Here is an 18,130-nt window from a genome sequence, read left to right as displayed (position 1 = left end):
GGCCACGTCATTGGAGATATAGACATGACTACCGAAATCCGCGTCCCGACCCTTGGCGAAAGCGTCACCGAGGCGACGATTGCGAAATGGATGAAGAAAGAAGGCGAAGCCGTGGCTGTCGACGAGCCGCTGGTGGAGCTTGAGACTGACAAGGTCTCGGTGGAAGTGCCTGCGCCCGCCGCCGGCGTTCTTGCATCAATTTCCGCGCAGGAAGGCGACACGGTGGAAGTGGACGCGCTTCTCGGCGCGATCGAGGCTGGCGGCGCGCCGGCCGCGAAAAAAGAAACCAAGGCCCCGGCGCCCAAGAAGACGGCGCCTTCCCATGAGGGCGAGGAGATAGAGGTCAAGGTCCCGGCCTCGGGCGAAAGCGTCACGGAAGCCGATATTGGCGAATGGTTCAAAAAACCCGGCGACGCCGTTGAGCTCGACGAACCGCTTGTCAGCCTTGAAACCGATAAGGCGGCGATGGATGTGCCGTCGCCCGCCGCCGGCGTTCTGAAAGAAGTCCGGGCCAAAGAAGGCGACACGGTCGAAGTCGGAACCGTAATTGCAGTCATTGTTGAGGGCGCTGGCGCGGCCAAAGCCAACGGCGCCGCCGCGAATGGCGTCAACGATCCGTCGCCGCGCGAAGTCGCCGCATCGGGGGAGAGCGTCATGGAAGGCGCGCGCGAACGGTCTTCGGCGGAATTGTCACCGGCGCCGCGCCGCGTCGTCGCCGAGCGCGGTCTCGACCCGTCAGCGATTGAAGGCACGGGCAAGGATGGACGCATCACCAAGGGCGATGCGCTGCGCGCCGACGCGAAACCCGCCCAAACAAAAGCGCCGGCCCCGTCTGCGCCGCGCGATCTCGGTCCGCGTGAAGAGCGGGTGAAAATGTCCCGCCTGCGCCAGACCATCGCGCGCCGTCTGAAAGAGGCGCAGGACACTGCGGCGATGCTGACAACCTTCAACGACGTCGACATGACGGCGGTGATGGAGCTGCGTTCTCAGTACAAGGACCTTTTTGACAAGAAGCACGGCATTAAGCTCGGCTTCATGTCGTTCTTCGTCAAAGCTTGCGTCCATGCGCTGAAGGAAGTGCCGGACGTCAACGCCGAAATCGACGGAACCGACATCATCTACAAGAACCATTACGACATTGGCGTCGCGGTGGGCACCGACAAGGGGCTCGTTGTGCCGATCATCCGCGATGCGGACTTGAAGTCCATGGCGGAGATCGAGCTTGAAATCGCCGAGTATGGCCGCAAGGCGCGCTCCGGCGACTTGAAACTGGAAGACATGCAGGGCGGCACCTTCACAATTTCCAATGGCGGGGTTTACGGCTCGCTTCTGTCGACGCCGATTTTGAACCAGCCGCAATCGGGCATTCTCGGTATGCACCGCATCGAACAACGGCCTATCGCCCGGAACGGCGAAGTTGTTATCCGTCCGATGATGTATCTCGCCATGTCCTATGATCACCGCATTGTCGACGGCAAAGGCGCCGTTACTTTCCTTGTGCGCGTGAAGGAAAATCTCGAAGACCCGCAGCGCTTGCTGCTCGATCTTTAGTCGTGGCTTTCAGGATCGGATCGGTTGTCAGTAGCTTGGCGCTGTTCTCTTGTTTCGGATGCGCCGAGCAGAGTGACGCTGGCTATCCCTTGCTGGACGGCGCCTGCGGTGAATATGCCGACCTCGGCGCCCAAACCGTTTCGCTTTCTCAAGACATGACGCTTTTTGTTTTCCAGGATCAGCGTTATGTCTGGTTGTGCGCGTCGCTGCCGCCGGAAAGCTTCGGCGCCGTTGATCTTGTGGTCGATTCTCCCGGTCTTGATGCGCCCCGCAATCTCCATGTCTCGGCCCAGCTGGGAGAATGGGCGGCGGAGGATGAAAACGGCGCGCCCGAGACTGCTGAAAGTGATCGCTGGTGGCGGGTTTCGGGCTGGTCCGCGAACCCTGTTCGCTTTAACGGTTATCAGGGCGAAGGCGATAGGCGCCGCGCCAAGTTTATCCCTTCCGAGGCGCGTGAGTTTCAACTGAGCAAGGCGCATTTCGGCCGCGGCCCCTGGAGTTTGAGATTCGAGTTCGGCCTGGTCAAATCGCCGAATGGTGATTTTGAATCCGTGATTTTTCCGGAAGACGCAGCCTCCCCATTAATCATTGAAGCGGAATGAACTTATGACCGATCAATATGACGTCGTGATCATCGGCGCCGGCCCCGGCGGCTATAATGCGGCGATCCGCGCCGGCCAGCTCGGGCTTAAAGCCGCGATCATCGAAAAGCGTGATAATAAAAAGCTTGGCGGCACCTGCCTTAATGTGGGTTGCATTCCGTCAAAGGCGCTCCTGCACGCCTCGCAGCTATACGAGATTGCCGAAAAGGATTTCGATGGACTCGGCATCAAGACCGGCAAGCTTTCGCTCAACCTGAAACAAATGCTGAAGCAGAAAGACGACGCGGTGGAAGGGCTCACCAAAGGCGTCGAATTCTTGATGAAGAAAAACAAGGCCGATGTCTATTTCGGGTCGGGCGAAATTCTCTCCGCTACCCGCGTCCTTGTCTCCGGCGCTGACGGCGACAAGGAGATTGAAACGAAGAACATCATTATCGCCACTGGTTCCGAAGTGACGCCGCTGCCGGGCGTTGAAATTGACGAAAAACAGATCGTCTCTTCAACGGGCGCTCTCGATTTCGCCAGCGTGCCCGATCATCTTGTGGTTATCGGCGCCGGCGTCATCGGGCTTGAGCTTGGCTCTGTCTGGCGTCGCCTTGGCGCAAAAGTGACGGTCATCGAATTCCTCGACAAAATTCTCCCGCCGATGGACGATGAAGTCTCAAAACAGTTTCAGCGCATCCTCAAAAAACAGGGCATGGAGTTCAAGCTTGGCGCGAAGGTGACGGGCGCGAAGAAATCGGAAAGGGGTGTGCACCTGACCGTTGAACCGGCTAAAGGCGGCGACGCGGAAGTCATCGACTGCAACGCGGTGCTGGTCGCCATTGGCCGCCGTCCGCACACGCAAGGGCTGGGGCTGGAAACCGTTGGCGTCAAAACCGACAAGCGCGGCTTTATCGAAACCGATCATTTCAAAACCAATGTTCCGGGCATCTGGGCGCTTGGCGACGCCATCCATGGACCCATGCTCGCCCACAAGGCGGAAGATGACGGAACCGCGTGCATCGAACTGATCGCCGGAAAGGCGGGGCATGTGAATTACGATCTCGTGCCGAGCGTCGTTTACACCTATCCGGAAGTCGCCTGCGTCGGCAAAACCGAAGAGCAATTGAAAGAGGCGGGCGTCAGCTACAAGACCGGCAAGTTCCCCTTCGCCGCCAATTCGCGCGCCAAAACCAATCACGAGACGGATGGTTTTGTGAAAATCCTCGCCGATGCAGAAACCGACAAGGTGCTCGGCGTGCATATTGTCGGCGTCGAGGCCGGCGAACTCATCGCCGAAGCCGTGAGCGTTATGGAGTTCGGGGGCGCGTCGGAAGACATCGCCCGCACCTGTCATGCTCACCCGACACGATCGGAAGCTGTCCGGCAGGCGGCCATGGGCGTTGAAGGCTGGACGATGCAGGCCTAGGCTACTGCTTCATTGACGGAGCGGTTATTCGCTTTCGATTGCAGGCATTGGCGGCAGTTTGGGTGCATTCACCACATTTTCAATAATCAGGCGGTCGGTGCTGGCCTCCTGGCTCGTGTTTTTCCTGAACCAGATGTTTCTGTCGATTGCATCCTGCAGGGCGTCGTCGTCTTGGACGAGCTGGTCATATTGCTTCGGCTCGACAGATATGGCTTTCGTTTTGAGGTTGCTTTCGAATGTCAGCATCTTGGAGTCGGCGCTGTAGGAGTAGGAAAAGAAAAATGTATCGTTAGAGATCGTCTCTTCTTCCGGCGGAAGCCGCCACGTAATTCCTTCCGGTAAGCTTATTTGCACGACATGTTTGGCGTGGGGTTGTTGCAGAATAGGCAGCCGGATAAGCGGGTCGTCATCTGGCTTTAACAGCAGGATTTGGGTTATGGCGTGCGCTTTGTATTCAAAATACCGCTTGTTCTCCTTGTCAGGGGCGTCAAACGGTTTTGACAAAGTCATTTTCATCGCGATGTCAATTTGATTGTTTTCGGGCTCGTCGCTGACTTTTTGCTCCAGAATTTCAACGTCGCCATAACGCTTGTAGTAGTTTGAAAAGTTTTTTACGAACTCTTCTTCCGATATGGCGTTCAGTGCTGCTCGCATCAGGTTGGCGGCGTCACGTCGGTAGATAAAGACGACGTCCGCCAGCCCTTCTGACGCTCCTTTGGACAAGTCGAAAAATTCACGTATTTCGGTGATGGGAGCTGGCGTGGTTGTTGCGTCGCCCATTTCTGTAAGGCCGACGCTGTACGGCTCCAAAACAAGCGCATGTCCGTAATTTGGCTGGGCCATAGAGGCGAGATCGCCTGCCTGATAAAGCAATGTGGGGTCAGCCCAATAGTGGCGGCCATCTACGCTGAAGCGGACAATAACATGATCGAACGCTAGTGGCGTCGGCGGGTAGTAATCGAGATATATCCCGTCTGTCGTATTGGCCAGCGCCGCGTGTGCTTCGAAACCTAACATGTCTAACAGGCTGACCAGGAGCAGAGCTTTGGCTTTGCAGTCGCCCGCGCGAGACCTCAGAGTTTCGTCAACCGTTTGCGGCGTGTAGCCGCCATTGCCAAAAAGACTGGCGGAATAGCGAATCTCATTTTGGACAAAGCGAAGGGCGGCGACGGCGCGCGCGGAAGCGCTGTCATGATCGAGGGTGATTTTTTGCGCAATAGATTGCAGCTCTTCGGCTTGCGTGGGCCTGTAATCATCGGTCGCCCATTCGACAATGTTCTTCCAGGACCCGAAATCCGAGACCATGATCGAGCCGTTTAGCGAAAAAGGGGCCCGCACGAGTTCGGACGTTTCTATAGCGGTCAGCGGTTGTGGGTTGATTTCCAGAACGGTGTCTTCGCCCTTTTGTGTTTTTGTCGGCGTGACGCCGCTTAACACAGGCGACGTTTTTATGGGTCCGGGCCAGGTTGATGTTAGCGAAAAGAGTCCGATTTCAGCGCCCGAGGACGCAGGGAAAATATCAGAATGTTTGCGCCCAAAACGAGGGGGCTCTCCGATTATAGTCACGCCAATATCGAGAATGTCTCCGGGCCGTATGTCGTCAATACGAATGATGCCGGTTGTATGGCCTGTGAGTATGCTGAACTCCGCCAGTTCTTCCCGTTGTGCATAGGTTATTGTGAAACCTTCGCTTCGGTCGGATATCTCTCCATCGCGAGTGATTGTCAGGTGGTTGATCTCTGCGCGTTGGAATGACGGGTCGAAGCTGATGAAATACTGCCCGAGCTGTTGTGCGCCGAGGCTGTCGACAGCTTTGAACACTTGATGGGTGTATCGCGGCGAGCCTTCCGTCGTGGCGTCATGCTGCAGATCATAAACAAGGAGTTGAATGCCGTTGGCTGACTTGGGGGAAAGTTCGTCAAAATCCGGAAAGACGCGCTTGACTACAAAACCAGGCGTCTTTCCGGTGTAGGAAATGTCCCCCGGCGGCGTTTCCTGTGTCGCGGCGCTCTTTTCTGCAACATGTTGAGGTGTGTTGAGATTGCCAGCGACATACCCTGCGCCCGCCGCCAGTGCAGCAATCAAAACGCCAGACAAAGCCAAGAAAAGAATTTTTTTACTCAATGTCGCCCACCTCTATGACGGCATTTTTCATAGAAAAGATCGTAGAGGCAAGAAGCATGTTGAAATATCTACAAAATGTTCAATTGCCACGTCATAGTTGTCCGCCTGAATCTGAAGAGAAAGATGAATTATACGCCTTCTGATTGTGGAGGTTTTGCTGGCGTCGCCTGGCGGCGGGTCTTTCATTAAGGCGCTTCCATGTCTTGCTGGAACGGTCTTGTTCGGCCAATGTTTGCATCGTTATGTCAGCATCAAAACAGTCAAACTCGATCGAAGACGGCGAAGCGCCGCTTGAATCGATCGTCGATGACGCCATCGCCCGGTCGGAAAATGGGCGGGTCAGTTTGCGTGCGGTTCTCAGCGCCTGGGACGACCGCAGCTATGGCCCGTTGTTTATTGTGCTCGGTTTTGTCGGCGGCACGCCGCTTGCCGTCATTCCGGGCGCTGCAGCGGTCGTTGGCGTCGTCATCGCAATCCTGGCGCTGCAAATGGCGCTGGGGCTCAATCACCCCTGGTTGCCGGAGGCGGCGCTCAAGCAGTCTGTCTCCGAGGACAAGCTGCGTGAGATGCGCCGTAAGTTAGACAAGCCGCTGCGTTTCATTGATCATTTGATTACACAGCGATGGACCTGGGCCGCCGGCGAGGCGATGCGGCGCGCAGCGGCGATCTTCGTGACGGCGCTCGGGGTTGTCATGATCCCGTTTGACGCCGTTCCTTTCGCCGTCGCCGCGCCGGCCTGGACGATTGTGCTTTTTGGCGTCGCCATCACCGCCCGCGACGGCCTTGTGATGACCCTTGCGCTAGCGGGCTGTCTTGCGGTCGGGTTTCTGGCTGTGCGTGCATTTTGATGCGCCCCTCCAACAAGCTCGACATCCGGGCGGAATAATCTAAACAGTGCGGATGGATTTGGCGCTTTCTGATTTTGTCGGCTTTGCCGGCGTCGGTCTCGTGGTCGGCACGTATTTCCTGTCACAAGTAGGGCGCATGGATGTGCGCCAGCCTTTATATCCCGCGCTGAACGGCGTTGGCGCGCTTCTTATTCTTTTTTCTCTTTCCCGCACATTCAATGCGGCGTCCTTTGTGATTGAGATGTTCTGGCTGCTGATTTCCGCCATCGGTCTCGCCCGGGCGTTGTTTTTCAAACCAAAATAGCGGCGCGGCCCGGCCGCGTGATTTCGCCGTCCCTGTACGAAACGCGAACTCGGGACACGATCGCGTGAAAGATTGCGCCAGCAAAAGGGTTCGCCGCGCGCCATTCATCGCAAAATACGCCTAAGCTCTGGATTTGGCGACGCTTTTCGGCCTACAGTGCGCGCCAATTGCGCGCCTCAATGCAAAATTTGCGGGGTGCGTCGAAGGGGCGAATATCCAGCGAGCGTCTTTAGAGACAGCCGCAAGAGGGAGCATTTATGAGCGAAGCGATTGACGTATCGACAACGCCGAACGCGGTGAAGGCCAGCAAAGGATTCTTTGGCCATCCGAGAGGCCTGGCCATCCTGTTTTTCACGGAGATGTGGGAGCGCTTTTCCTATTACGGGATGCGCGGCCTTCTCATTCTTTATCTGACGCAACATTTTCTGTTCTCGGATCAGCGCTCGGCGCTGATGTATGGCGCATACACCGCGCTGGTTTATGTGATGACCATCATCGGCGGCTCTCTCGCCGACCGATATCTGGGGCAGCGCAAGGCGGTGACCTTTGGCGCCATCCTTTTGGTGCTGGGTCATTTCGGCATGGCGTTTGAGGGCGAGGGGTCAAAAGAAATCCTCACCTATCAAGGCAGCGAGTATCAGGTGACGCTCGACGGCCGCGGCGGTGACGCCGATCAGGTCATTATTTCGGATACGGGCACGTCAAAGATTTCCTTTAACGAAGGCGCCACCGAAATGATTATCGACAATCCGACAGCCGTCGGCCTGCCGGTCACCATTTCAACGGCGGACTATACGACCCGCATCGAGCAAGAGCAGCTCTATGTCAACATTCTCTATCTTTCCCTTGCGTTGATCATTGCAGGCGTCGGGTATCTCAAGGCGAATATTTCCACGATTGTGGGCGCCCTTTACGGTTATGACGATCCGCGCCGCGATTCCGGCTTCACGATCTTCTATATGGGGATCAATCTTGGCTCATTCCTGTCGTCGATCACCTGCGGCATCCTTGGCATCGTTTACGGCTGGAAATATGGCTTCGGCCTTGCCGGGATCGGCATGCTGCTGGGACTGCTGGTCTTCCTCTGGGGACAGAAATATCTCGACGGCGCCGCCGAGCCGCCCAATCCCGAGAAACTGAAAAAATCTGCGATCGGTCCGATCAATATAGAGATGGGCTGCTATCTCATCGGTCTCGTCATCATTGCGGTTTCGATGCTGATGGTGATGAACGCGCATCTCATTCCCGACTGGTTTGTCGGCATGTTGGGTGTGGCTGTGTTTCTGGGGCTGTGCGCTTACGCCACGACAAAGCTTCAGGGCGATGAGCGCTCGCGCATGTTCGCCGCCATTTATTTTGTGCTGGCGCAGATTCCGTTCTGGGCGCTGTTTGAACAGGCGGGCTCGTCCTTGAATCTCTTCACTGACCGTCTGGTTGACCGCTCCTTGTTTGGATGGTCGGTGCCGGCGCCGGTTTTCCAATCGCTCAACGCGGCCTTCATCTTCATCTTCGCGCCAGTCTTCGCGTGGATGTGGATTGCGCTCGCCAAACGGAAAATGGAGCCGTCGACGCCCGTCAAATTCGCCGGCGGTGTTTTCCTGGTGGGGCTTGGCTTCCTGGCGCTCGTCGCCGGGATGAAGATTTCGGGCTCTGTCGGCATGACGGCGGTCGGCTTTATCTTCCTCGTCTACTGGGTTCACACTATGGGCGAGTTGATGTTGTCGCCGGTTGGTCTGTCTGCGGTCACCAAGATGGCGCCGGCGCGCGTTGTCGGCCTGGCGATGGGCTCGTGGTTCCTTTATTCCGGCCTGTCGAACTATCTTGCGGGCGTCATCGCGCGCGGAACGGGCGCGGAAACCATTGGCGGCCAGCTCACCGATGTGGCGGCGGCGAAGGCGACCTATGCCGAGGTCTATACCAATGTCGGCTATGTCGCGATGGGCATAGCGGTCGTGATGTTGTTAATCTCGCCGCTCATCAAGAAGCTCATGCGGCTTGACACCATTGCCGAGAAAAACGCCGCCCCGAATACGCAAGGTCTCGCGTCTCCGGCGGAATAAGCGAAATACGCTGAAATTAAACGCCCGGCGGTTTTTCCGCCGGGCGTTTTTTGTTGTAGGATGGCGCCATGTCAAATCGCCTTACAAAAATTGTCACCCGCGGCGGCGACAAGGGGGAAACCTCGCTCGCCGACGGAACGCGGCTCGCAAAGGACGACCCGCGCATCGCGCTTATTGGCGACGTCGACGAGCTGAATTCCTGGCTCGGCGTCGTTATCGGCAATGGCGCCGAGGGCGTATTGAAAGAAACGCTCGCAGCGTGCCAGCATGATCTGTTCGATCTTGGCGGCGCCTTGTCTTTTCCCGGCAGCCCGATGCTCTCCGAGGAACAAGTGAAGCGGCTCGATGCGGCGGCGGAGGAGTTGAATGCAGCGCTGCCGCCGTTGAAAGAATTCATTTTGCCGGGCGGCGCCAAAGAAATTTCTTTTTGTCATGTGGCCCGCACGGTCTGCCGCCGGGCTGAGCGGGCGATGGCCGCGTTTCAGCGGACGGCGCCGGAGGCGGCGCATGGACTGCAATACCTCAACCGGCTTTCGGATATTCTTTTTATCGCCGCACGTATTGAGGCGCGCCGACTCGGCGTTGATGAAGTCTATTGGCGCAAGGAACGTTAACCAGACAAGTTACTCGGACAGGGGGTCGAGATGGAGTCGGAATACGCCGCCCCGCGTCTCGACATTGGCGTTGACGCCAAACACATCGCGCATGAGAGCGTGGGTAAGTACGTCCTGCGGAACGCCATCAGCGACAATGCTCCCAGTGTTTAGCACCACAAGCCGCGTGCAATAACGCGCCGCGAGCGGCAATTCATGTAAGGCGGCGATCACGGTGCGGCCTTCGTTCGCCTTGGCGCGCAAGAGCGTCATGACGCTGATCTGGTGTGCGGGGTCGAGCGCCGCGACAGGCTCATCGGCGAGAATGATCGGCGTTCTCCCGGCGAGAAGGCGCGCCAGATGCACGCGCGCCAGTTCGCCGCCGGATAATGTGTGGACCAGCCTGTCGGCAAAGCCTGCGGCGCCGGCTTCCTGAAGCGCTTGCGTCACCGCGGCGGTGTCTTCTGCGTTTTCGCGCTGGGCGGCGCCCCAGGCGAAACGGCCGAGGGCCACAATCTCCCGCGCCGTCATCGCCCACGCGACTTCGCGCGCCTGAGGCAGCCAGGAAAGGCGCTGTGCGCGTTCAGGCGCTGAGAGCTTGTTTGCGGGCGCGCCATCGATTCGGCAAGAGCCGGCAGATGGTTTCTGCAACCCTGCAGCGACACGCAACAGTGTTGACTTGCCGGCGCCATTTGGACCGACAAGACCGATGAACTCGCCGGGGCCGGCGCTTAGCGACGCATCTTTGAGAATGGCGGCGCCATCGATCTGGCAGGCGATATCGTCGAGGGAGAGGAGCGCCGTCATGACGTCATCCTCCGGCTTGTCGCCGCCACCCAGATAAAGCCGGGCGCCCCGATCAGCGCCGCGGCGACGCCGAGTTTCAATTCCTGATCAAAAGGAAGGATGCGTATGAACATGTCTGCGCCTGCGAGCATGATTCCGCCAAGCAGTGCGCTCGGAATCAGGATGCGCGCCGGATTTTGTCCGGCAAAGGCGCGCGCCAGATGCGGCGCGACGATGCCGACAAAACCGATGGCGCCGGCGACAGAAACGCTGGCGCCGACCAGCAGGGCAGCGCCGATGATGACGAAGGCGCGGGCGCGGGCGAGATTGGCGCCGAGGCTGGCGGCGGTTTCCTCGCCAAGTGTCAAGGCCGCAAGTCCGGGCGCCGATAATAAAATAAGCGCGAAGCCGAGACCGGCGAAGGGCGCCGCAAGGGCGAGGTCGTCAACACTGCGATTGGCGACAGTGCCGAACAGCCAGTTGACGAGATCGGAAAGCGCAAACGGGTTTGGCGCGAGATTCATGGCGAGCGATATCAGCGCGCCACAGAAAGAAGACAGGCCAACGCCGATCAGGATGAGCCGCGCTGTCGAGACGCGTCCGGCGCCAAGGATATAGAGAAGGACGGTGGCGCCGAGTGCAAACAGGATCGCGGCAATCGGCGTCGCCCAGAAAGCGAGCGCTGCGAGGTTAAAGTATATCGCCATGATCGCGCCCAGCGCCGCAGCGGCGGAAACGCCGAGAACACCCGGGTCGGCGAGGGGATTGCGCAAGAGCCCCTGCAATCCTGCGCCGGCGGCTCCGAGGCAGGCGCCGGCAAGCCATGCGGCGAGCGCCCGGGGCAGGCGGATTTCACGGATGATCACGGCGATCGCGTCCTCGCCAGTAAAGAGCCCGCTAACAATTTTCGCGGCTGGAATGGAAACGGGACCGACAAACAAGGAGAGAAGAACAATGCCCGCACTCGCCAAGGCGAGAACAAGGATTATGCGCGGCGTTTTATCTGGACGGTCTGTCATGGTGTCCCCGCCGCTTCCGCTATCGCCTCGGCGCCATCAACAGAGAACCATGCGGCGCAACTGACGACATCCGGTCCAAGGCTGACAGTCGGGGTGCGTTGAAAAAGCTTACGCAGCGCCGGATGACGCGACGCAGACCAGTAATTGACGTCTTCATCAACAGAGTCGAAAAAGCCAGCCACAATCAATTCGGGCGGGGCCATCAACACCGCCTCGGCGGGGAGCGCCGGCCAGTAGGACTGACCGGCTTGTGCGGTGAGGTTGACGACGCCAGCCGCGTCCATCATCGCGTCTATCATGGTGTGAGCGCCGGCGGTGACGCCGCCCGGCGTCACATAAAGCGCATTTATTCGCTTTTTATGCGCTGGTTCGTTGAGCGCTGAAAGGCGGCGCTCCATCTCTGCGATCAAGGCGGCGCCTCTTTCCGGTTGATCAAGCGCATTTGCTGCGAGGCGAATGTTCTCTTTCACGCCGTCGAAGTCTTCCGGATAGCCAAGCGTCACGACTGTCGCGCCGAAGCGGGAAAAGGTTCTCTCTGCAGCACTGCCGCCGCCCCACTGCCGCAAGATAAGGTCAGGTTCGAGCGGCGCCACTTCCTCAAGAGAAGGGCGGATCTTTTTATGGGTCGCCGCGGCGTTGCGCAAATAGGAATAATCCTTGTCCGCGCCGCGGGAGACGGCGGCGATCTGCGCCGGGTCCGCCAGCTTTAAAAGATATTGATCGGCGCAATAGTCGAGAGAAACAGCATGTGGCTTGGCGAGCGCCGAAATCGGCGCCGCCAATAATAATATTACCGCGAGCCACCGCATCAAAGCTGCGCCCTGATGCCGGCGAATGCTGAAAGACCTGGCTCGCCATAACCGGAAACATCCTGATAGTCCGCGTCTGTTGCGTTTTCGATGCGTCCATAAAGTTCGAGGCCATCGGAAAATGCGTAGGCAGCGCGAAGATCAAGGCGAATGAATCCGTCATTGGGCGCAGGCGTATCGTTCTCACGGCCGTTAAAGAGCGTGCTGGCTGAGAGGGTAAGGTTATCCAGCGGCGTAACGTTTAGTGTGAGGGTTCCTTTGTGTTTCGGCTGACGCAATAATTGTGTGTCCGTCGCTTTGTTGACAGCGTCCGTGAAGCTGTAATTCGCATCGATGCTGATTGCGGAGGTCAGCGGTACCGCGCCCTCGAGCTCAACGCCGCGCGAGCGGGCCGAGGCGATATTGAAGTAACCATTGCCGGCGAAATCAAAATCGATCTGGTCAGTGACTTTTGTGTGAAACAAGGTCACGGAAAAACGGCCGTCGCCAAGGTCCTTGTCAAAGCCCAAATCAAATCCGCTTGCACGTTCAGGACGCAAGTCGGGATTGGGTGTGATGCCGAATAGATCGTAATTGAGCTCAAACAGGCTCGGCGCACGAAACCCCTCGCCCCAACTGGCGCGAAGCCGCGTTGTATCATTGAAACGCCAGACGGCTGCGGCGCGCGCGGTTGTGGCGCCATCGAAATTTGAAAATTCATCGCGGCGGACGCCGGCTGAGAAGGTAAGGACGTCAATGGGATTCGCTTCCGCGACGATAAAGCCCGCGCCTGCGGTTGCGCTTTCGTCGACGCCGGATGTGACCGCCCATGTCTTTTCCCATTCTCCGCCGCCAAGGATGCGGAGCGCGCCGGTGACATTGATGGCTGCGATATAATCCGCCGTGAAGCGTTCGCCGTCGGCTGAGAATGTTTCAAATCCGTTGTCCGCGTTTTCCCGGTCTGTCTTTGCATAAGACAAGGACAAGGCTCCATTAAAACCGTCGAACGTCTGGCGGAGTTTGCCGGCGGCGAGATAGGATTTTGTTTTTTCCGTTTCCGCTGTGTCGCTGAGTGAAAAGAGCGGCGGCGGAAACCCGTCCAGAGCGGCTTTGGCGCGAGTCGCGCGCAAAACAGTTTCGACGCTCCAATGTTGGGAAAGGTCGGCTCCGCCGGCAAAGGAGGCGTCGACGAATTTATGGCCGTCTTTTTCGTTTCCGTCAGCGGCGCGTGAAACGCCGCTAGTTCTGGCGGCGTTTAAAGAGAGCCGTCCATAGGCGCCGTCACTTGCGATCCCGGCGGAAAGGCCGCCGCGCAAGGTGTTCCGGGACCCGCTTTCAACATAGATATCGGCGCCCCCGTCTTTCTTGCTGGTGATGACGATAACGCCGCCAATAGCGTCCGCACCGTAAAGAAGGCTTTGCGGTCCGCGCAGAATTTCGATGCGGTCGATAGCGCTCGCTTCGAGATTGGCGAAATTGTATCCGCCTTGCGGGGCGGCGGGATCGTTCACGACTGCGCCGTCAAGAATAACCAGCGTTTGCCCGCTGGCGGCGCCGCGAATACGGACGCTTGACGCGGCGCCATCGCCGCCATTGCGGGCGAGAGAAACGCCGGCGGCGTCGCGCAGCGCCTCGGCCGCAAAGGCGTATTGGCGCAACTGGATTGTTTCTGCGTCGATCACGGATACGGTCGAGCCGGTTTCTGTGCGCGGCGTCGGCATTCGCATGGCGGAAACGACAAGTTCATCCGGGTCTGGATTTTCTGTCGCGCTTGCCCCGGCAAGACTTGCCGAACTCCCGATGAAGAGGGAAAAAACGGTTTTGGCTAGAAGAGACGGCGTCGCCGCCGCCCATGAGAGTCGCATCATGGCGGTTCCTTTCTGTTTCCGAAAGTCGCCATGACGGATGACCCGCTCGCATCGGCTGTTCCCGGCCGGGCGAGAGACGACAGCGACGGCAGGTCTCCTGGCTTTGCGGATCGCCGGCGCGTCGCCGCCTTCCCGGATGAAATTATCCGGTGGCGTGTGGCGGGCGCCTCACCGCTTACAGTTGCGGGCACAGCCGCGGGTTTTCACCGCGTTCCCTATTCTCTCCCGTTAAGGGAGCACCGTCATGTTGGGTAAATAGAACACGCCCTGAAGCAGCACAAGCCATGGCTTGTGCGTGAGCTTCAGGGCGCGCGCATTATTTTATTCGGAGATTGCTTCCTGCTTGGAAACTTCCACCATCGGCACATCATAGAGGTCGAAATAATCGACGATGCACGCAATGCCGACTGCAGCCAGCACAAGAAGAATAAGCCAGAACAAAGCTTTCATGTTGGACACCCCACGTTTGAATTGGTTTCCCCGCGGCGGAGCCTAACCGAACGGTAACCATATTTCTACAGTAAAGATCATGCGCAAATTGCGCAGCGCGTGCGCCCTATGCGTCATTCCCAAATAAGTTGCGCAATCCGTGCGGGACTCTTGTATTTTCTTGCCGTCAGGCGCATTTGTGCGTGTGCGAAATAAGCCTATTCGCTGAAAGCGCCAGCCGGTCCCGGGAAGACGACAGGGCTTTGTGCGCCGTCTTTCGCGACCGATGAGACACCGAAGAAATAATTGTCGATCACGATATTCTCGAGCGTGAATTCAGAAACATCGCCGACATCGATGCTGTGCGTCCATTGCGGCGCGTCTGTGAGGCGCCAGTGTACGCGATAGCCTGCAAGGTTACGCGCCGCGCGCCCCGAGGGCTTTGACCATTTCAGCGTTGTCGACGGCCGGACGGCGCCTTCAATTTCAACATTCGCCGGGAAAGGCGGCGCCGAAGCCATCGCCGCAAGCGCTGCGACATTTAATGATGTCAGTTTGCGCGCGTAATCGAAATTGACGCCTGAGAGCACGTCGCCATAGGCGACGCCCTCTTCGGTTCTGAGGTCCTGATGCTGACGCGTATAATTCTCGTGGGTTTCCATGATCCGGACGCCCGGCATGCCGGCCTCATTAAAAGGGCGGTGATGGCCGCCTCTCGAAAACCGGTCGAGGCGATAGACCATCATGACATCGAGATTGGGAATGAAGTCGTCCGCAAGCTGATCAATGTAGCGTGCGAGATTGCGGGAGGCGGAATCGACCTCGCCGCCGGTAAAGCGTCTGATGCGGGCTTCTTCCGGGGTCTCCACGACGCGCACGCCTTCGGAAAAGACGCGGGCCGTGGAATTGTCGATGACGCCGTCGACGCCCTCGATATTGCCGATCATGTCGTTGTTGAGAACGGCTTTGATGCGCCAGCCCTGGTCGAGCGCATATTTGGCGAGAATCTTGCCGCCAAACAGCCCCTGCTCCTCGCCGGACAGGCCGGCATAAACAATTGTGCCGGCGAATTTCTGCTTCGACAAAACCCGCGCTGCTTCAAGAACGCCAGCCATGCCGGAAGCGTTGTCATTGGCGCCGGGGCTGTCAGAGGTCCCGTTGAGCGGGTCGCTCACGCGCGAGTCGATATCCCCGCTCATCATGACAATTCTGTCAGGGTCGTGCTGGCCGCGCTGAATGGCGATGACGTTAACGATTTCTGTGCGATCGGGAATGCGCGTCTCGCCCTCGACGAAATCGCTCACATAGATGACGTCGAGACAGCCGCCGCAGTCTTTTGAGATTGCTTCAAATTCGCTTTTGATCCAGCGCCGGGCGGCGCCGATGCCGCGTGTTTCGGACTCCGTTTCGGACAAGGTGTGTCGTGTGCCGAAATTCACCAGCCGGGTGATGTCGGTCTCAATCCGCGCCGCCGATACATTTTTCTGCAATTCATGGAGGAGGGCGGCGTTTTCTCCCTCGGCGGCCGCCAAGGGGCTGGAAATAATGAATAAAATGGCGGCGAGCAGCAGACGCGACATAATGGCCTTTCATATTTTCCAGGACCGGAGACTGTGGTCATGATGCAACCTTTCCGGGCGCAAAGTGTCTGGAGGTTGCCCGTGGCGATGCGTTGATGCAACATCGTTAATGGGATATTAGGGGTTTGGAATAAATTCGAAGGTCCTAGGCTATATTTCGCAGTGCAAAGGCGCTACGGAAAAGGCTGAAATTCACCGGAAGCCGCCCGTGTCCTATGGTCTGGCGGCCTGTCTTTGGTCCACCTGAGGAGGGGAACGATGAAACTCAAGACGACTTTGCTCGCAGCGGCGGCGGCTCTGGCTGTTGCGCCTGCTGCTCAGGCTTATGAAGGTCTTTATGGCGCGATCGGCGCTGGCCTGAACTATATGGGCGAACAGGATGTCACCAACGACCAGCCGGGCGGCGGCGGGCCGTATGCTTTCGACTCCAGCGCTGACTATGACAGCGGCATTGGCGTTTATGCAGCGATCGGTAAGGCTTGGGGCGGCAACTACCGCACGGAAATTGAATTTTCCTATCGCGACAACAGCATTGATTCGATCAATCCAGACGGCGCTGGCTTCTCCGGCTGGCCGGCGGGCACCATCAACGGCTCGACCACGACAAAAGCGCTGATGGTGAACTTCCTCTACGACTTCGACACCGGCTCTTCTATCGCAACGCCTTATCTCGGCTTCGGCGGCGGTATCGCTCATATCGACCACGACATCGTTGGCGCTAACGCTGCGGGCGTTCCGCTCCCGGGCGGCATCGCTTACGGCGCATCGAACTTCCAGCCGGCGTTCCAGGGCATTGCTGGCCTTGCCTTCGAACTTGCTGAAGGTCTCGCGCTGGACTTCTCGTACCGTTACTTCCGCACCGGCAAAGGTGAGTATGACGGCACGCTCATCGGTATTCCGGCGGAATTCGAAACATCGAACAAAGCGCACAGCCTGTTCGCCGGCCTGCGCTGGAACTTCGGTCCCGCGGCGGCTCCGGCTGTTGAGTACAAGGATTGCTGGGATGGCTCCAGCGTTCCGGTTTCGGCTTCCTGCCCGCCGCAAGTTGTGGAGAGCCAGGCTGCTGATCTCGATCCGATCAACTTCACCGTCTATTTCGATTACGACAAATCGAACCTGACGCCGCAAGCTTCGACCCTCGTCCAGGAAGCGGCCGCGCGCGCGCTTGAAAACGACGTTGATACGGTTGTTGTTGCGGGCAACACCGACACCTCTGGCGGGTCCGCCTATAACCAGGCGCTTTCAGAACGCCGCGCCCGTGCGGTGCGTGACGCGCTGATCGCCAATGGCGTACCGGCCGACACCATCCGGCTCGAAGCGTTTGGCGAAACCAACCTCGCCAAGCCGACAGCGGACGGTGTGCGCGAGCCGCTCAACCGTCGTGCGGATGTCATGATTTCGTTCGAATAAGAACGGCATCGTCACTGTTTATTGGAAACCGGCGCAGCCAAGCTGCGCCGGTTTTCTTTTGCTACCTTTTTTGTGAGCTGGGCAGACTCAGTCGGCGCCGTAAATTTGTGTGAAGGCGATGACGCCGCGCTCGATCTGCCGGTCGATGGCCGCTTCGAGATCATCTGGCGCATCGCCGAGCAAAACCCGAGTGTAAAGCGGTTCGGTGATGAGGGCGCCCAGCTGCCAGATTGCTTCTTCCGGATTATCGATTTTAAAAGCGCCGCGGGCGGCGAGCCGGGCAAGGATCGGCGCGCATTTCTTCACCATCCATTCCGCGCCATGTTCAAGATAGGTTTTGCCTATGGCCGGATTTCGGCCGGCCTCAAAGGAGGCGATCCGGCGCAGGGAAAGCGCTTCAGGACGCAGGACGCCTTGAAGAAACTGGCGGCCGAGCGCGCGGATCAGCGCTTCCGGCGGCAGGCTCGCTTCAATGTCATCCACATTGACCGGCAACAGATCTTTGCAGCTTTCCGCAATAGCGGCGCCGAAAAGTTCTTCCTTGGAGCGAAACCGATTATAAACCGTGCGCTTTGACACGCCTGCGGTGAGGGCGATCTGGTCCATGCTCGCAGCATCAAAGCCGCGGGTCAGAAATGTCTTTCTGGCGGCCTCTACAATCGCTTCGGTTTTTTCATCGAGCGCCGCGTCCGCCGCCGCCGCTTCTGACATGCTGATACCTTTTCGCCCCTGTTGTCTCTTTTGCTGGGCGCCGGGA

The 18,130-nt window shown here is 58.3% G+C and carries 16 protein-coding genes and 1 riboswitch; of the genes, 8 read left to right on the top strand and 8 right to left on the bottom strand.

Features of this window, described 5'->3' with window-relative positions; genetic code table 11:
* The first annotated feature begins 24 nt into the window (after positions 1-24).
* The 3 genes from odhB to lpdA are packed head-to-tail and all read left to right on the top strand — an operon-like array spanning position 25 to position 3,564.
* Positions 25-1,551 (top strand): 2-oxoglutarate dehydrogenase complex dihydrolipoyllysine-residue succinyltransferase, encoded by a 1,527-nt coding sequence (odhB, locus tag ACFC5L_RS00935; protein ID WP_375202161.1) that lies wholly within the window; start codon positions 25-27, stop codon positions 1,549-1,551.
* 35 nt (positions 1,552-1,586) lie between these two features.
* Positions 1,587-2,153: a hypothetical protein gene (locus ACFC5L_RS00930; RefSeq protein ID WP_375202162.1), complete on the top strand. Its 567-nt coding sequence runs from the start codon at positions 1,587-1,589 to the stop codon at positions 2,151-2,153.
* A 4-nt stretch (positions 2,154-2,157) separates the two neighbouring features.
* On the top strand, positions 2,158-3,564 hold the full coding sequence (gene lpdA, locus ACFC5L_RS00925; RefSeq protein ID WP_375202163.1) for a dihydrolipoyl dehydrogenase: 1,407 nt from the start codon (positions 2,158-2,160) through the stop codon (positions 3,562-3,564).
* 24 nt (positions 3,565-3,588) lie between these two features.
* Here the strand turns inward: lpdA and ACFC5L_RS00920 are convergent, their stop codons facing one another.
* Positions 3,589-5,688, bottom strand: coding sequence for a DUF3857 domain-containing transglutaminase family protein (locus tag ACFC5L_RS00920; RefSeq protein ID WP_375202164.1), 2,100 nt, complete (start codon positions 5,686-5,688; stop codon positions 3,589-3,591).
* Positions 5,689-5,930: 242 nt separating this feature from the next.
* On the opposite strand from ACFC5L_RS00920, the gene ACFC5L_RS00915 reads away from it, so the two are divergent.
* The 4 genes from ACFC5L_RS00915 to ACFC5L_RS00900 all read left to right on the top strand — a co-directional run bounded on the left by ACFC5L_RS00915 (position 5,931) and on the right by ACFC5L_RS00900 (position 9,514).
* Complete coding sequence (locus ACFC5L_RS00915) at positions 5,931-6,536, top strand: exopolysaccharide biosynthesis protein (RefSeq protein WP_375202165.1); 606 nt, start codon at positions 5,931-5,933, stop codon at positions 6,534-6,536.
* A 52-nt stretch (positions 6,537-6,588) separates the two neighbouring features.
* Positions 6,589-6,840, top strand: a complete 252-nt coding sequence (locus ACFC5L_RS00910; protein ID WP_375202166.1) for a CBU_0592 family membrane protein — start codon at positions 6,589-6,591, stop codon at positions 6,838-6,840.
* Between the two features lie 257 nt (positions 6,841-7,097).
* Positions 7,098-8,900: a peptide MFS transporter gene (locus tag ACFC5L_RS00905; protein ID WP_375202167.1), complete on the top strand. Its 1,803-nt coding sequence runs from the start codon at positions 7,098-7,100 to the stop codon at positions 8,898-8,900.
* A gap of 68 nt (positions 8,901-8,968) precedes the next feature.
* Positions 8,969-9,514, top strand: coding sequence for a cob(I)yrinic acid a,c-diamide adenosyltransferase (locus tag ACFC5L_RS00900; protein WP_375202168.1), 546 nt, complete (start codon positions 8,969-8,971; stop codon positions 9,512-9,514).
* Positions 9,515-9,523: 9 nt separating this feature from the next.
* Here ACFC5L_RS00900 and ACFC5L_RS00895 read toward each other — a convergent pair whose 3' ends face one another.
* The 6 genes from ACFC5L_RS00895 to ACFC5L_RS00870 form a co-directional block, all read right to left on the bottom strand.
* Entirely contained in the window at positions 9,524-10,300 is a 777-nt protein-coding gene (locus ACFC5L_RS00895; protein WP_375202169.1) for an ABC transporter ATP-binding protein, read from the bottom strand.
* Positions 10,297-11,298, bottom strand: coding sequence for a FecCD family ABC transporter permease (locus ACFC5L_RS00890; protein ID WP_375202170.1), 1,002 nt, complete (start codon positions 11,296-11,298; stop codon positions 10,297-10,299). Before ACFC5L_RS00890 ends, ACFC5L_RS00895 begins: the two co-directional genes overlap by 4 nt.
* Positions 11,295-12,107 carry an ABC transporter substrate-binding protein gene (locus ACFC5L_RS00885; protein WP_375202171.1) on the bottom strand — a complete coding sequence of 271 codons (813 nt, stop codon included), beginning with the start codon at positions 12,105-12,107 and terminating at the stop codon, positions 11,295-11,297. The genes ACFC5L_RS00890 and ACFC5L_RS00885 overlap by 4 nt, the downstream gene beginning before the upstream one ends.
* On the bottom strand, positions 12,107-13,954 hold the full coding sequence (locus ACFC5L_RS00880; protein WP_375202172.1) for a TonB-dependent receptor plug domain-containing protein: 1,848 nt from the start codon (positions 13,952-13,954) through the stop codon (positions 12,107-12,109). The genes ACFC5L_RS00885 and ACFC5L_RS00880 overlap by 1 nt, the downstream gene beginning before the upstream one ends.
* Positions 13,955-14,024: 70 nt before the next feature.
* A riboswitch (cobalamin riboswitch) is annotated at positions 14,025-14,213 on the bottom strand.
* Positions 14,214-14,275: 62 nt separating this feature from the next.
* Entirely contained in the window at positions 14,276-14,404 is a 129-nt protein-coding gene (locus tag ACFC5L_RS00875) for a hypothetical protein (protein ID WP_375202173.1), read from the bottom strand.
* Positions 14,405-14,601: 197 nt separating this feature from the next.
* Positions 14,602-15,963, bottom strand: coding sequence for a M28 family metallopeptidase (locus ACFC5L_RS00870; RefSeq protein ID WP_375202174.1), 1,362 nt, complete (start codon positions 15,961-15,963; stop codon positions 14,602-14,604).
* Positions 15,964-16,221: 258 nt separating this feature from the next.
* On the opposite strand from ACFC5L_RS00870, the gene ACFC5L_RS00865 reads away from it, so the two are divergent.
* The gene (locus ACFC5L_RS00865; protein ID WP_375202175.1) at positions 16,222-17,373 is read left to right on the top strand and encodes an OmpA family protein; all 1,152 of its coding nucleotides are present in this window, start codon (positions 16,222-16,224) and stop codon (positions 17,371-17,373) included.
* Between the two features lie 87 nt (positions 17,374-17,460).
* Here the strand turns inward: ACFC5L_RS00865 and ACFC5L_RS00860 are convergent, their stop codons facing one another.
* The gene (locus ACFC5L_RS00860) at positions 17,461-18,084 is read right to left on the bottom strand and encodes a TetR/AcrR family transcriptional regulator (protein ID WP_375202176.1); all 624 of its coding nucleotides are present in this window, start codon (positions 18,082-18,084) and stop codon (positions 17,461-17,463) included.
* Positions 18,085-18,130 lie beyond the last annotated feature (46 nt).

The sequence above is a fragment of the Hyphococcus sp. genome, from assembly GCF_041986965.1.
Classification (GTDB): Bacteria; Pseudomonadota; Alphaproteobacteria; order Caulobacterales; family Parvularculaceae; genus Hyphococcus.
The sequence above is the reverse complement of the archived record's forward strand: the minus strand, read 5'-3'. Positions and strand labels throughout refer to the sequence as shown.

Excerpts from the sequence above, each read along its gene's own strand:
- ACFC5L_RS00915 (WP_375202165.1), top strand. The coding sequence starts at position 5,931 with ATGTCAGCATCAAAACAGTCAAACTCGATCGAAGACGGCGAAGCGCCG.
- ACFC5L_RS00865 (WP_375202175.1), top strand. The coding sequence starts at position 16,222 with ATGAAACTCAAGACGACTTTGCTCGCAGCGGCGGCGGCTCTGGCTGTT.
- ACFC5L_RS00870 (WP_375202174.1), bottom strand. The coding sequence starts at position 15,963 with ATGTCGCGTCTGCTGCTCGCCGCCATTTTATTCATTATTTCCAGCCCC.
- ACFC5L_RS00905 (WP_375202167.1), top strand. The coding sequence starts at position 7,098 with ATGAGCGAAGCGATTGACGTATCGACAACGCCGAACGCGGTGAAGGCC.
- ACFC5L_RS00895 (WP_375202169.1), bottom strand. The coding sequence starts at position 10,300 with ATGACGGCGCTCCTCTCCCTCGACGATATCGCCTGCCAGATCGATGGC.
- ACFC5L_RS00860 (WP_375202176.1), bottom strand. The coding sequence starts at position 18,084 with ATGTCAGAAGCGGCGGCGGCGGACGCGGCGCTCGATGAAAAAACCGAA.
- odhB (WP_375202161.1), top strand. The coding sequence starts at position 25 with ATGACTACCGAAATCCGCGTCCCGACCCTTGGCGAAAGCGTCACCGAG.
- ACFC5L_RS00890 (WP_375202170.1), bottom strand. The coding sequence starts at position 11,298 with ATGACAGACCGTCCAGATAAAACGCCGCGCATAATCCTTGTTCTCGCC.
- ACFC5L_RS00875 (WP_375202173.1), bottom strand. The coding sequence starts at position 14,404 with ATGAAAGCTTTGTTCTGGCTTATTCTTCTTGTGCTGGCTGCAGTCGGC.
- lpdA (WP_375202163.1), top strand. The coding sequence starts at position 2,158 with ATGACCGATCAATATGACGTCGTGATCATCGGCGCCGGCCCCGGCGGC.
- ACFC5L_RS00910 (WP_375202166.1), top strand. The coding sequence starts at position 6,589 with ATGGATTTGGCGCTTTCTGATTTTGTCGGCTTTGCCGGCGTCGGTCTC.
- ACFC5L_RS00880 (WP_375202172.1), bottom strand. The coding sequence starts at position 13,954 with ATGATGCGACTCTCATGGGCGGCGGCGACGCCGTCTCTTCTAGCCAAA.
- ACFC5L_RS00900 (WP_375202168.1), top strand. The coding sequence starts at position 8,969 with ATGTCAAATCGCCTTACAAAAATTGTCACCCGCGGCGGCGACAAGGGG.
- ACFC5L_RS00885 (WP_375202171.1), bottom strand. The coding sequence starts at position 12,107 with ATGCGGTGGCTCGCGGTAATATTATTATTGGCGGCGCCGATTTCGGCG.